A 12589-nucleotide genomic window follows, 5' to 3' on the forward strand; every position below is an offset into this window, starting at 1 on the left:
GCCGCCCGCCGCGGCCAGCACGCGGACGCGGCGGGCCCGCCGGCCGCGGGCCAGGCCGCGCGGGGCGAGCCACGGCGGCGGCTTGATGCCGTTCCCGGCGGCGTGCAGGGCCGCGGCCGCGCGTTCGGCGACGTTGTCCGGCTCGTCGCCGCCCGGCTCGTCCTCCGGACGGCGGCTGTGCACGAGATGCATTGTCGGTGTCCCCCTGGCGGGTGCGTGGTCCGGCAGCGCCGCGGGACGGCGTGCCTGTGCTGCCCGGTATGACGCCGCGGGGGCGGGGCCCCGTCCCGCGCTCGGCGGGACGGGACCGGGCATTACCGTGTCCGGGTGACCAGCCCGCATGAGCCGCCGCTGCTGTTCCTCGACGTGGACGGGACCGTTGTGCCGTTCGGGGGCGCCGCCCCGCCGCCCGTGGGCTCGTTCGCCGCCGCCGACGACCCGTACGCGACCCGTTGCGATCCCGCGCTGGGGCCCCGGTTGGCCGCGCTGCCGTGCCGGTTGGTGTGGGCGACGGCGTGGATGCACGACGCGAACGACGAACTGGCGCCGCTGTTGGGGCTGCCGCGACTCCCGGTCGTGGTGTGGCCGGAGCCGACGGCCGTCGACGCCCTGGACGAGCGCGCCGGGCTGCACTGGAAGACCCGCGCGCTCGTCGCCTGGGCCGCGGGACGGCCGTTCGTCTGGGTGGACGACGAACTCACCGACGTGGACCGGGCGTGGGTCGCCGACCGCCATCCCGCGCCCGCGCTGTTGCACCACGTGGACCACGCGCTGGGGCTCACCGATGCCGACTTCAGGGCCCTCGACGCGTGGCTTCGAGGGCCCCGGTGCGGCGTCGGCTCAGCCGTGCGGCGGGGGCCAGGCGCGCGCGACGAGGTCCCGGGTGGCCTCCCCCGGCGTCCGGCAGCCGCAGAAGGCGAGGACGCGGGCGATGTCCTCGGCGAAGTCGTGTAGCCACGCCGTCGCGCCGGCCTCGCCGTGGGCGGCGAGCGCCCACAGCGGCGGGCGTCCGGCGAACACCGCGCGGGCGCCGAGCGCGAGCGCCTTGACCCCGTCGGAGCCGGAGCGGATGCCGCCGTCGACGTAGACCTCGGCGTTCCCGGCAACGGCGTCCACGATCTCGCCCAGCACCGCGGCGGTCGGCGTGCAGCCGTCGAACTGCCGTGCGCCGTGGTTCGACACGACGATCCCGGCGGCTCCGGCGGCCGCGCAGCGGGCCGCGTCGTCGCCGCGCTGGACGCCCTTGACCACGATCGGCAGGCCGGTCCACTCGGGGAACAGCGTCAGGTCGTCGAAGGTCATCGCCCGGTCGAGTCCGGTGATCGCCTTGGTGAGCCCGATTTCCCGCACGTTCGGGAACGCGAGTCCCTTCGGCGGCACGAACGCCCCTCCGGCGAACCGCGACCTGCGCGGCACCGCCGCCCCGTCGACGCACACGACGAGTGCCCGCGCCCCGGCTTCCTTGGCGCGCACGGCGAGTTCGCGGGTGAGGCCGTGGTCCCGCAGCAGGTACATCTGCGCCCAGAACGGTGCTCCGTCCATCGCCTCGGCGACGTCGGCATAGCTGTGGTTGGCGAACATCGACACCGTCATCAGCGCGCCCGCCGCGGCGGCGGCGCGCGCGGTGGCGAGTTCGCCGTCCTGGTGGACGAGCTTGTGCATGGCGGTGGGCGCAATCCCGATCGGGGCGGCGAGCGGGGTGCCGACGACCGTGGTGGTCAGGTCGGTTTCGACGACGTCGCGCAGGACGTGCGGGCGCAGCGCGTAGGCCCGCCACGCGGCGGTGTTGGCACGCAAGGTGACCTCGTCGCCGCTGCCGCCCGCGATGTAGGCGAAGGACTCCGGCGACAATGCTTCGCGGGCCGCCGACTCCAGCGGGTCGGGGGTCAGCACGGGTCGGCCGGGGTGATCAGGCAGGGCAGCCGGCGCTGGCCGTGCGCCCAGAAGACCGTGCCGGGTTCCGCGGCGAAGTCCGGTGCCAGCCGCACTTTTTCGGCACGGACGCAGAGTTCTTGGAGGATCGCGAGCGTTTCCAGACGTGCCAGGGAGGCGCCGGGGCAGACGTGCGGGCCGGTGCCGAAGGCCAGGTGGTCGCGGGGGTTCGCGCGGTCGAGGCGCAGCACGTCGGGGTCGGCGTACACGCTTTCGTCGCGGTTGGCGGACGCGATGCCGAGGACCACACGGTCGCCGGCGGCGAGCGGACACCCGGCGACCTCGGTGGGGGCGCGCACGGCGCGGGCGAGGATCTGCACGGGTGCGTCGAGGCGCAGCGACTCCTCGACGAGCGCGGGGAGGAGTGCGGGATCGGCGCGTACCGCGGCGTAGATGTCGGGGTGGGCGGCGAGGGTGTGGAGGCAGTTCGCGACGAGGTTGCGGGTGGTCTCGTTGCCGGCCACGATCAGGAACATCGTCTGGGTGCGGACCGCCGCGTCGGACAGCAGCGTGCCGTCGTCGTAGGCGGTCTGCAGAAGGCGCGTGACGATGTCGTCGGGGGGATCGTCGGCGGCACGTCGGTCGTCGATGAGCCGCTGGATGTAGGCGGCGAATTCGGGGTGCGCCTGGGAGAGGGTGCGGGCGCGGCGGTCTTGCTGGGCGTCGAGGAGTTCGTCCGACCAGATCTGGAAGCGTTCGCGGTCGGCCTGCGGGACGCCCAGCATGTGCGCGATGACCGCGCTGGGCAGGGGGTCGGACACGGCGGCGACCAGGTCGACCGGGCTGCCGTCCGCGGCCGCGGCGACGGCAGCGGCGACCAGCTCCGCCGCCGTCGTGCGGATGAACGGCTCGGCGGGCGCGAGGCGGTGGTGGGCGACGACCGAGTTGACGACCTTGCGCAGCCGGCCGTGCTCGGGTTCCGGCACGGCGGACAGCATCACTTCGTCGGCGGGCAGCGCCGTGGTGTCGATGAACGAGCCGACGAACCGGTCCACGTCGGCGAGCGCGGCCCGGACGCCCGCGGCGGTGGCGAAGTAGCGGCCTGCGGGAGTGTCGACGGAACCGTGTGCGGTGGCCCGGATTGCGGCCATCACGGGGAGGCGTTCTTCGAGGGAGCCGGCGGTGGGGTCAAGGGCGTTCGGCTGAGGGTTCGGCTGCGGATCGGCCACGGGGTACCTCCGGGCAGTGCGGCGGTATAGGCTGCCGAGCGGGCGTACGAACGATCGTTCGTACGCCGATTGCCCCGGACGGTACGCCAGGCCCCGAGGGGAAGCAATGGCCCAACAGACCGCGCATGCCTCCGTCGACGCCCGCGAACGGGTGCTGTCCGCCGCGGCGGAGTTGTTCGCCGAACGCGGGTACCACGGGACGTCGGTGCGGGACATTGCGGCGGCGTGCGGGCTCAAGCCCTCGTCGCTCTACAGCCATGTGCCGGACAAGTCGACGCTGCTGGCCGACCTGGTGATGCGATATCTGGGGGCGCTGGAGGCAGCGTTGGAGGCCTCGTCGGCCGACCCCGGGGGCGGTCCTTCGGCGAACCGGGTCGAGGAGATGGTGCGGGCGAGCGTCGGGGTGGCGTTGCGGTATCCGCGCGAGTTCCTGTGCCTGTCGAACAGTTGGACGTACATCCGCCGTACGCCGTCGCTGGCCACGCTGGTCGCCCGGCGGGACGCGGTGCGCGCGGTGTGGCAGCGGGCGCTCCGGGAAGCGGCGGCGGACGGGTCGCTGCGTGCGGACGTGGACCCGGAGAGCATGCTCCGCGTCGTCTTCGCCGCCACGCACGGTGTCGTCGACCGCCGCTACGACGAGATCGCGGGGCCGGCCGACGAGGGGGACCCGGCGGGGGTGCTGGCCGCGCTGCTGCTCGACGGGTTCCGGCCGCGCGGCCGGGCCGTGTCCGCGACCGTGCGGGCCGGTACGGCCGACGCCGGAGCGGTGCGGCCCGGGCTGGCAGAATGATCGTCGCGCGGTGGCGGTGGGCCCCCGTAGGGCACACGCACCGGGCGGCGGGAGGATGTCGGCATGGGCACGGAAACGCCGCAGCAGAAGCGCTTGGGGCGGCCGCGCCGCATCGACCGCGACAAGATCGTGGAGACGGCGCTGGCGATGCCGCCGGGGCAGGTCACCATGCAGAGTGTGGCGGATCGGCTGGGTGTCGACCGGAGTGCGTTGCACTACCACGTGAAGAACAAGGACGAGTTGCTGGCGCTCGTGGCCGCGGCGGCGGTGTCGGCGGCTCTCGAAGCGCCGGAGGTGCCGGAGGACGCGGGGTGGCGCGAGCTGACCCTGGCCCTGGCCTGGTCGATGCGGCGGGCCGGACTGGTCGAGGCGGAGTACCAGCCGTATTTGAAAGCCCACGTGGTGATCCCGACCAGTGGGATCGAGGTGCTCGACCGGCTGCTGGCCGTGCTGCACGAGGAGGGGCTGAGCGAAGCGGAGGCGATCATGTCGTTCTCGCTGCTGGCCCGGTTCGCGTACGCGTCGGCACGGGACGAGGTCGCGGCGCGGCCGACCGGGGTGCACCCGGCCCTGCCGGAGTTGACGGAGCAGCTGGCCGCGGAGGGCGACCGCTATGCGACGCTGCGGCGGAGTTTCGCGGTGGTGGCGGGGCTCACGGCGGATGAACAGTTCGAGTTCGGGGTGCAGTTCGTGACGGGCGGGATGGAGCGGCTGATGGGGAAGGGCGAGTCCGAGGGATAGGCCTGTGCGGTGGATCGTGGACTGACGTCCGCCGCCGCGCGGCGCTCAGGCGCGTCCCGGCCGGTCGATCGTTACCAGGGTCACCACAGCGGCGGCGACGAAGCTGCCGCCCGCGGCCGCGAACGCCGCACGCACTCCCCACGCGTCGGGCGCACCCGAGCCCACCAGCGCGCCGATCAGCGCGACGCCGATCACGCTGCCGGTCTGCCGCGCCGCGTTGATGACGCCGGAGGCCAGGCCCGCCCGCTCGGCCGGAGCGCTGTCGGTCACCGCGGTCGTGGCCGCAGGCATGGTGAAGGACATGCCGAACCCCGAGGCCATCAGCGGCGGTACCAGGAGCAGGTACGGGACACCCGAGGCCGCCGACGCAAGGCCGAACATGCCGACGGCGGCGATCGGAAGCCCCGTGAGGACGGTGCGCCGCGGGCTGCCGCGGGCACCGGTGAACCGCCCGGACAGCGTGGAGCCGAGCACCACGACGCCCATCTGGGGAAGCAGCGCCAAGCCCGCCTGTAGCGCGGAATAGTCCCTGACCTGCTGGAAGTACAGGTTCAGGACGAACAACTGGCCGTAGAAGCCCAGGTTGATCAGGAGGCCGACCGCCGACCCGCCGGTGAAGGTCGGCGATCGGAAGAGCGTCAGGGGCAGCATCGGGTTGGCCGCGGCACGTTCCACCATGACGAACGCCGCCGCGGCGACGACGAAGACCACGGCGCCGCCGATCACCAGCGCGTCGAACCCGCGGTGCCCGCCCTCGATCAGCGCCAGAGCGAGCGCGGTCAGCGCCAGGACACCGGTCAGTTGTCCGGCCGGGTCCAGGCCGCGTTCCCGGGGTTCCGGGGCGGGGACGCGATGACGCGACAGGGCGATGGCGGCCAACCCGATGGGGATGTTCACGAAGAACACCCACCGCCAACTCGCCGCCTCGACCAGCACCCCGCCCAGGACGGGGCCGCTCGCCGCGGCGAGCCCCGCCACCGAACCCCACACGCCTACCGCCCGGGCCCGCGCGCCGGGCCGGGCGTACATCGCACGCAGCAGGGCGAGCGAGGCGGGGACGGTCAGCGCCGCGCCCGCGGCCTGCACCACCCGGGCCGCCACCAGGACCGACACCTGCGAGGCGAGCCCGCAGCCCAGGGACGCGGCCACGAACAGCCACAGCCCGAGGTGGAAGATCCGCCGGGCGCCGAAGCGGTCCGCCAGCGCGCCACCGGACAGCAGGCCGGCGGCAAGCACCACCAGGTAGCTGTCCACCACCCATTGCAGTCCGCTGACGCCGGTGCCGAGTTCGCGGGCGAGCGCGGGCAGCGCCACGTTCACGATCGTGCTGTCCAGAATGACCATGAAGTAGCCCAGGCACACGACCAGCAGAGCGGGCGACACCACCCGCGCCCGGTCCGCGTCGACCTCGATCTCGGCCATGGCCCGACGCTAGCCGCCCTGCGCGCCTCGATCGCCGAGGCGCGGGCGGGCCTGCGTGTCCCCCGCCGTGGCCGATCCCCCGCGGGACCTGCCGAGGGAGAATCGCACGGGGGGTTTCACAGCCACCGCTGGGCCGCCTCGACGCTGTCCCCGCCGCTGGTGTTGAACGCAATCGCGGCCTGGGGTGCATGACGCCGGATCAGATTCACGATCCGCTCGAAGAGCGGCAGCAGCGGCTCGGTCTTGCGGACGCCGCCGCCGACCACCACGACGTCCCACGGCCGCTCGGTCAGCGAGGCGACGAGGGCGGCTCGGCGGACTCGTCGAACACGACCAGCGTCATGGCCGCGTCGATGCCGTGTTCGCCGAACCGGGCAAGTTCCCCGTCGAGCGCCGCACGCAGCGCCTCTCCGTCGACGCCGGGGATTGCGTGCGGGTCGTAACCGACGACAAGTGCAGAAGGCATCCGGCCAACCTGGTGACCCCGGCCCGGACATGATCGACCGGACCGGATCCGCGGCACGTCGCCCGCGCTACGGGCGGAGCCGTTCGGCGGTGATCCGGGTCAGCCACCCCAGCCCCGCCGTGAACAGCGGTGGCCCGCCGACCGGCGACACCATGGCGACGACGAGAAGCACCGTCGGCAGCCACCACGCGCGCAATGCGGCGGCGGTACGCGGCGCCCGGCCGGACAGCCGCCCGGCGACCTCCGGGATCGCCAGCCCGACAACGGCTCCCGTCGTCGTGACCAACCCGTACTTCGCCGACTCGAACACCGTGAACACCGCGAGGAACCCCACCAGCAAGGCCCAGCCCGATACGCGGGCCGCTTTGGCGATCGGCATGGCTTACTCCCTGAGCTGATTGGCTAATGTGATTAGCTTCAAGCTAAAGCTAACCCCATTAGCCGTCAAGTCCCGGTCAGCCGCCCCGCCCCCGTTCACCCGCATTGACCACCGCTCATTTGCGCCGCAACCATCCCGCTGGCCACACTCGGCGCAGCGGGGCCGTCGCGGCGCCGCCGCCGGCGTCCTCCGTTCCGGGGCAGCCCGATCGACGAGACCTTGTGAGACTCCTTGGCCTACGCCCCGATCCCCTCGCCCGCCCGGGAGTTCACCGCGTCGCGCCGGCTCGCGGCACTGGCCGACGCGCTGGATCCGCATACGTTCGCCGCCTTGGCCGCGCTGCGCGGTCCCGCGCCGCGGCTGTGCCTCGAACTGGGCGCGGGCACCGGCAGCGTGGCACGCCGCCTGGCCGAGCAGTTCCCGCGCGCCCGGGTCGTCGCCACGGACCTGGCCGAGCCGCCCGCCCGATCTCCGCTCGGCAACCTGGAGTTCGTGCGTCACGACGTGCGCTGCGACGGCTTCCCGGAGGGGAAGTTCGATCTCATCCACGTCCGCTATCTGCTCTGCGACCTGGTCGAACGCGACCGCATCCTCCACGACATGGTGTCCTGGCTGGCCCCCGGCGGCCGCCTGGTCGTCGAGGAACCGGACCACTCGCCGGTCTACGACTCACCCCATCGGGCGTACCGCACGGTCACACTCGCCATGGTGGAGGCGCAGCACCGGTACGTCGGCACCGACTCCCTCTGGGCCCGCGAACTCCCCGCCCACGTGGCCGCGACCGGACTGACGGACATCGCCACGCACCGCACGTCGACCACCGTCGCCACGGGCAGCCCGATGGCCCGCTACTGGCGCCTGAGCCTCGCCGAACTGCGGCCGCTGCTGCCGCCGGGCCTCGACATCCCGGCGGCGCTGCGCGAGGCGGATTCCGCGACGTTCCGCGACCATGGGTTCACCACCGTTCGGGTGAGCGCGGTCCGCCGAGGCTGAACGCCGGGAACTGCCGGGCACGTTCCTGCGCCGCCGGTCCGGCCGGCACCGGACCGGCCCACCGGAGCGGCGGAGAAGCGCGTCAGACGGAGACCCGCTCCCCCGCCGGGTTCACGACCTCGTCCGCGGCGGCGATCACCACGGGGTCGTGGGTGGCCACTACCGCCACGCAGCCCTGTGCCCGCGCGCGTTCCGCGATGACCTCGACCAGCATCGCCGCCTGACCGCGGTCCACCGCCGCCGTCGGCTCGTCGATCAGCAGCAGTTCGGGGCCGAGGAACAGCGCGCGGGCCAGGGCGACGCGCTGCCGTTCGCCGCCGGACAGCTGGTCGGGCCGGTGCCGCAGCCGCTGCCCGAGGCCGACTTCCTCAAGTGCTTCGGCGGCGCGCTTCTTGAGCCGCGACGGCTTGTGCCCGGCGATGTAGGCGGCGGCGAGCAGTTGTTCGACGGATGTCAGTGCGGACAGCAGGTTGCCGCTTTGGAACATGTATCCGATGTGCTCGCGGCGTTCGCGCGCACGTTCGGCATCGGAGAGCGCCGCCAGGTCGCGGTCGCCCAGCACGACCGACCCCCGGTCCGGGCGCAGCAGCGCCCCGGCCACAGCGAGGAGTGTGGACTTGCCCGAGCCGGACGGCCCGGCGAGCGCGGTGAGGTGTCCTGGTGCGAACGCCGCGTCGAGGCCCGCGAAAACGGTGGTGCGGGTGTCGCCGCGGCCGAGGGTGACCGTGACGTCGGACAGCACGAGGCTCATCGGTGGGCTCCGAGCATGGTGAGCGGGTCGGGTGCGGTGACCCGGCGGAGGGTGATCGCGGTGCCGGCCAGGCCGAGGGCGGCGACTCCGCCGAGCGTGGCCACGAGCGTGAGCGGCGGCAGGCTGAAGGGGACCGCCGAGCCGAGCAGCAGTCCGACGCCGGCCGCGACCGCCCCGCCGGCAACGGCCCCTGCGGCGACCACGATTGCCGCCTGCACCGCGGTGATCCACAGCAGCCGGGGACGCGAGGCGCCCATGGCGCGCAACAGCGCGAGCTCCGGGCCGCGTTGGACCGTCCACACGGCGAAGAAGGCGCCGACGACGAGCGGCGCGATCAGGTACAGGAACACCTGGATGGAGTTCATGGTGACGCGCTCGCCGCTGTAGCCGGGGGCGGCGGCGAAGGACGCGCCGCGGCTGATGGTGTGCGTCCCCTTCGCGGCGTCCAGCCGGTCGATCGGCAGGGCGGCCGAGCCCGATGCGCGGACGGCCACGGCACTGAACTGCCGCGGCAGCGTCGCGTTGGGGTCGGCGCCCGGGATGCCGAAGCGCAGCCGCGTCCACACGTCGAGCGGCACGTACGCGGCCGGGACGTGACCGTACGACGCGGAACCGGTGATCCCGTCGACGCGCACCGCGGTGCCGAGCCGGTCGATCGTGAGCATGTCCCCGACGTGGACGCCCTTGTCGGCGAGCTTCCGGGACACCACGATGCCGCCCGGCGTCGTGCCGACCGGCTGCCCCGAGTCGGGGTCCGGCGCGACGAACGACCCGGGTTCCACGCCGAAGGCCGCGAGGTCGATCTCCACGCCGCGGTTCGTCGTTCCGCGGGTGATGGCGACGCCCAGCGGCGCGGCCTCGACGCCCGGTTCGGCGCGCCAGGCGTCGAGCACGTCGGCGCCGACGAGGCTGCGGTTGAACTGGTCGGACTTGGCGTCGGCGGAGAACACCAAGTGCGTGGCGGGCAAGGCGCGCAGGGCCGAGACGGTGTCGTTGCCGAGGCCGGCGGTGAAGCCGGACACGATGCCGACCAGTGCCGCCACCAGCATGACGACGCTGCCCATGAGCAGAAAGCGGCCGCGTGCCGCGCGCAGCTCGCGCAGGGCGAGGTACACGGTGGGGTCCCTTCGGGGTGTTTCGAGTGTGCGGGATCCGGGTCGTTCGCGGGGCCGCGGCGACGTCCGGGCGGTGGGATGCCGACACCAAGGTTGGGGACACCGCGTCGCCAAGATAACAGATGGCGACACCGCGTCCCCAAGTGCCGGAGGCTGTCGGCCGGCCGCTCCCTAGACTGGGCGCGTGCCCAGGATCTCCGCCGCGTCCGTCGCCGACCACCGCGCGCAGCAGCGCGCCGCGCTGGTGCGCGCGGCGCACGAGCTGCTGGAGGAGGGCGACGCCGCCCGGGTCACGTTCGGCGCCGTCGCCGATCGGCTGGGGCTGGCCCGCAACAGCGTGTACAAGTACTTCGGCAGCCGCCAGGAACTCCTCGAAGCGGTGGTGGTCGAGGCCGCGCCGCGCTGGACGGCACCGATCCGCACGGCGATGGCCGCGGCCGACACCCCGGAGGGACGCGTCGCGGCGTTCGTCACCGCACAGTTGGCCTTGGTCCGGGACGGAGAGCACCGCGTGGCGCAGGCTTTGGCCGGCGACCGCGACGCGGCGGCCCTGCGGGCGGGCGCCGAGCACGCGCACCGCGACATCCTGCAGCCCCTTGTGGAGACGCTGGAGGAATTGGGCGACGACGCCCCGCGCCGGACGGCCGGGCTACTCCAGGGCTTCGTCAACGCGGCCACGAAGGCCATCGAGTCCGGCGACGACTTCGCAGCGGTGAACGAGCGGGCGACGCAGTTGGCGGTCGCCGCCCTGGCCGGGGTGACCGGGACGGCGGCGGGTGCGACCGGGGCCGACGAGGCGGCGACGGGCACGTCCGGGGCGGCAGCTCGCGAATAGGCAGGGTCCGCGGACAGTCTGCGCACTTGTCCGGTGGAACAGCGAGCAGTAGCGGCACTTGGTCTCGGCGTGGATGCCGTCGCCGACGAGTTCCTTGTGATTGTTCGGGATCAGCGTCTCGCCGGGTTCGAGGCGCTTGAAGATCTCCCACTCGGGCCCGAGCAGTTCGGTGGGAATCGTGGTGAAGAAGTGCGGGACGAGGCCGATCGCTTCCTTGATGCCGGCGTCGACTTCGGCGCGGCTGGCGGTCATGGGGCGGAGCGGGGCGTCGAGGGCTTCCGCTCCGGTTCCGCGCACGGCTCACTCCCGGCCGGCGAGCGCCTCGCTGACGCGGCTCCAGGTCCCGTCCGCGGCCCACTTGCGGTGGCGGCCGTAGAGGGTCTGCCAGCGGCCGTAGCGTGCGGGGATGTCGCGCCAGGACGCGCCGGTGCGTTCGCGGTAGCGGAGGCCGTTCAGCACCCGGCGGTCGTCGGCGGGGGCCGCGCCGCGGTGGTCGGGGGGCGGCAGGAGCACGCGGATCAGGTGCCACTGGGCGTCGGTCAGGTCGCCGGGGGTGTCGGAGCTGTCGGGGATACCGGGGGCTTCGGGGACTTCGGGGACTTCGGGGACTTCCGGGGTCGCTGTCCCGTCTTCGTGTTTTTCAAAACGTGCTGCCGCGTGCAATCGGGCTCGCGTCTGCCGCACCAGGTCTTCGAACAAATAGTCGTCCCCGTGGCGCTCGAGCGGTCGTTCGATCCGTGCCCAGCGGGCCGCCATCTCCGGCGACGCGGTCTCCAGGGCGGCCTCCAGCGGCGCACCGACCGCGCGGCCCGCGTGCGCGAGCGGGGACTTGGCTTCCAGCAGGACGATGCCGACCGTGGTGCGGGCGATCCAGGTCAACGCGCCCGCGCGCGCGTCGTCGTCCAGCGGGGCGCGTTCGAGCGCGGCGAGCAGCCGGTCCAGCGCGGCCACCCACGCGGGGGCGATCTGTGTGGGAGTGCCGATCAATTGGGCAGTCCACGGGCTTTCCACGATCCGGTGCCGGACGTCGCGCATCCACGACTCCACCGCGTCCCACCACGGGAGTCCGGGCTCCGCGGCCGCCGCGCCGACGTCCTCGAGGACCGAGTCGGCGACCGCGGCCAGGAGTTCGTCGCGCCCGTCGACGTGCCGGTAGAGCGCCATCGGGGTGACCCCGAGCCGGCGGGCGACCGCCGCCATGGTGAGCGCCGGAACACCGCCCTCGGCGAGCACCGCACGGGCGGCCAGGACGATGTCGCGGAGCCCGAGCCGCGTTTTCATTGACCGTGTCACGGAGCAATGCTAGAACGTTTACGCCATAAACAACAAAGGCGTGTGCAAGGAGTCGGCCATGGCCCCCGCGAACCCCGCAGCGAACACCGCAGCGATCATCGACCCCAACCTGACGTGGGTGCCGCTGGAGAAGCGGCTTGCCGAGGAGACCGACCCGGCCCTGCGGCGCAACCTCGAAACGATCGTCACGCACATGAAGTCCGAGGCGCAGGGCGACCTCGACGGACTCATGGGCACCCTCGCCCCGGAGCCGGTCTACCGCCTCGGCCCGCCGGACAACGAGCGCCTGCACCCGCGCGGCACCGAGGGCATCCGCGCGTACTACAGCGCGTTCGTGGCGAGCGGCGCCACGCAGCTCGTGCACGAGATCGACCGTCTTGCGGTGGACCGCCACGCGGTGCTCACCGACGGCGTGATGAAGATGGCCTACCCGGGCAAGGCCCTCGCCGCGATGGGCATAGACATCGACGACCAGGACGCGTACTACCTGTACGAGGTCCGCATGGCGATCGTGTGGGTCATGGACGACGAAGGCCGCGTCATCGGCGAGGAGAGCTACCAGGACCGCAACGGCTTCGACGGCATCGCCGGCCGCAAGCTGGCACCGTCGGACATCGCCCCGCTGCGTTCCTGAGCCCGTACACCGCCGTCAGCGTGCGCCCGAGGCGCCGGCGATGTGCACGGAATGCCCCGATACCCAGGC

The 12589-nt window shown here is 73.3% G+C and carries 13 protein-coding genes and 2 pseudogenes; 6 read left to right on the forward strand and 9 right to left on the reverse strand.

The genetic code is table 11. From position 1 onward, the window contains the following. Window positions 1–183: hypothetical protein (locus tag ABEA93_RS23170; RefSeq protein ID WP_345677633.1), on the reverse strand; the 183-nt coding region annotated here is incomplete at its 3' end. Between the two features lie 144 nt (window positions 184–327). On the opposite strand from ABEA93_RS23170, the pseudogene ABEA93_RS23175 reads away from it, so the two are divergent. After that, window positions 328–822 (forward strand): annotated as a pseudogene (locus tag ABEA93_RS23175) (HAD domain-containing protein); the annotation flags it as partial. A gap of 18 nt (window positions 823–840) precedes the next feature. Here ABEA93_RS23175 and ABEA93_RS23180 read toward each other — a convergent pair. Together ABEA93_RS23180 and ABEA93_RS23185 are read right to left on the reverse strand one after the other, a co-directional pair. Continuing rightward, entirely contained in the window at window positions 841–1893 is a 1053-nt protein-coding gene (locus ABEA93_RS23180) for an alpha-hydroxy acid oxidase (protein ID WP_345677634.1), read from the reverse strand. Then, the gene (locus ABEA93_RS23185) at window positions 1887–3101 is read right to left on the reverse strand and encodes a cytochrome P450 (RefSeq protein WP_345677635.1); all 1215 of its coding nucleotides are present in this window, start codon (window positions 3099–3101) and stop codon (window positions 1887–1889) included. The genes ABEA93_RS23180 and ABEA93_RS23185 overlap by 7 nt, the downstream gene beginning before the upstream one ends. Before the next feature lie 106 nt (window positions 3102–3207). On the opposite strand from ABEA93_RS23185, the gene ABEA93_RS23190 reads away from it, so the two are divergent. Both ABEA93_RS23190 and ABEA93_RS23195 read left to right on the forward strand, forming a co-directional pair. Continuing rightward, a complete protein-coding gene (locus ABEA93_RS23190) occupies window positions 3208–3891 on the forward strand; it encodes a TetR/AcrR family transcriptional regulator (protein WP_345677636.1) in 684 nt (227 codons plus the stop codon). Window positions 3892–3954: 63 nt separating this feature from the next. Further along, a complete protein-coding gene (locus ABEA93_RS23195; RefSeq protein WP_345677637.1) occupies window positions 3955–4632 on the forward strand; it encodes a TetR/AcrR family transcriptional regulator C-terminal domain-containing protein in 678 nt (225 codons plus the stop codon). A gap of 45 nt (window positions 4633–4677) precedes the next feature. On the opposite strand, the gene ABEA93_RS23200 is transcribed toward ABEA93_RS23195, so the two are convergent. The 3 genes and pseudogenes from ABEA93_RS23200 to ABEA93_RS23210 all read right to left on the reverse strand — a co-directional run bounded on the left by ABEA93_RS23200 (window position 4678) and on the right by ABEA93_RS23210 (window position 6899). Next, window positions 4678–6054 (reverse strand): MFS transporter, encoded by a 1377-nt coding sequence (locus tag ABEA93_RS23200; RefSeq protein ID WP_345677638.1) that lies wholly within the window; start codon window positions 6052–6054, stop codon window positions 4678–4680. Between the two features lie 116 nt (window positions 6055–6170). After that, window positions 6171–6520: pseudogene (locus tag ABEA93_RS23205) on the reverse strand (hypothetical protein). A 67-nt stretch (window positions 6521–6587) separates the two neighbouring features. Then, the gene (locus ABEA93_RS23210; protein WP_345677639.1) at window positions 6588–6899 is read right to left on the reverse strand and encodes a hypothetical protein; all 312 of its coding nucleotides are present in this window, start codon (window positions 6897–6899) and stop codon (window positions 6588–6590) included. Window positions 6900–7130: 231 nt separating this feature from the next. Here ABEA93_RS23210 and ABEA93_RS23215 point away from each other — a divergent pair, with 231 nt between their 5' ends. After that, window positions 7131–7892: a class I SAM-dependent methyltransferase gene (locus ABEA93_RS23215; protein WP_345677640.1), complete on the forward strand. Its 762-nt coding sequence runs from the start codon at window positions 7131–7133 to the stop codon at window positions 7890–7892. Window positions 7893–7974: 82 nt separating this feature from the next. On the opposite strand, the gene ABEA93_RS23220 is transcribed toward ABEA93_RS23215, so the two are convergent. Further along, entirely contained in the window at window positions 7975–8643 is a 669-nt protein-coding gene (locus ABEA93_RS23220) for an ABC transporter ATP-binding protein (protein ID WP_345677641.1), read from the reverse strand. Further along, a complete protein-coding gene (locus ABEA93_RS23225) occupies window positions 8640–9758 on the reverse strand; it encodes an ABC transporter permease (RefSeq protein ID WP_345677642.1) in 1119 nt (372 codons plus the stop codon). The genes ABEA93_RS23220 and ABEA93_RS23225 overlap by 4 nt, the downstream gene beginning before the upstream one ends. A gap of 184 nt (window positions 9759–9942) precedes the next feature. Between ABEA93_RS23225 and ABEA93_RS23230 the strand changes: the two genes are divergently transcribed. After that, window positions 9943–10593, forward strand: coding sequence for a TetR/AcrR family transcriptional regulator (locus ABEA93_RS23230; protein WP_345677643.1), 651 nt, complete (start codon window positions 9943–9945; stop codon window positions 10591–10593). Between the two features lie 300 nt (window positions 10594–10893). On the opposite strand, the gene ABEA93_RS23235 is transcribed toward ABEA93_RS23230, so the two are convergent. Beyond that, the gene (locus ABEA93_RS23235) at window positions 10894–11886 is read right to left on the reverse strand and encodes a transposase (protein ID WP_425585056.1); all 993 of its coding nucleotides are present in this window, start codon (window positions 11884–11886) and stop codon (window positions 10894–10896) included. 58 nt (window positions 11887–11944) lie between these two features. Here ABEA93_RS23235 and ABEA93_RS23245 point away from each other — a divergent pair, with 58 nt between their 5' ends. Continuing rightward, window positions 11945–12520 carry a nuclear transport factor 2 family protein gene (locus tag ABEA93_RS23245; protein ID WP_345677644.1) on the forward strand — a complete coding sequence of 192 codons (576 nt, stop codon included), beginning with the start codon at window positions 11945–11947 and terminating at the stop codon, window positions 12518–12520. Window positions 12521–12589 lie beyond the last annotated feature (69 nt).

The sequence above is a fragment of the Yinghuangia aomiensis genome, assembly GCF_039542225.1.
Classification (GTDB): domain Bacteria; phylum Actinomycetota; class Actinomycetes; order Streptomycetales; family Streptomycetaceae; genus Yinghuangia; species Yinghuangia aomiensis.

What these genes read in the sequence shown, in the direction of transcription:
- ABEA93_RS23190 (WP_345677636.1), top strand. Translation starts at nt 3,208, where the DNA reads ATGGCCCAACAGACCGCGCATGCCTCCGTCGACGCCCGCGAACGGGTG.
- ABEA93_RS23195 (WP_345677637.1), top strand. Translation starts at nt 3,955, where the DNA reads ATGGGCACGGAAACGCCGCAGCAGAAGCGCTTGGGGCGGCCGCGCCGC.
- ABEA93_RS23200 (WP_345677638.1), bottom strand. Translation starts at nt 6,054, where the DNA reads ATGGCCGAGATCGAGGTCGACGCGGACCGGGCGCGGGTGGTGTCGCCC.
- ABEA93_RS23210 (WP_345677639.1), bottom strand. Translation starts at nt 6,899, where the DNA reads ATGCCGATCGCCAAAGCGGCCCGCGTATCGGGCTGGGCCTTGCTGGTG.
- ABEA93_RS23220 (WP_345677641.1), bottom strand. Translation starts at nt 8,643, where the DNA reads ATGAGCCTCGTGCTGTCCGACGTCACGGTCACCCTCGGCCGCGGCGAC.
- ABEA93_RS23245 (WP_345677644.1), top strand. Translation starts at nt 11,945, where the DNA reads ATGGCCCCCGCGAACCCCGCAGCGAACACCGCAGCGATCATCGACCCC.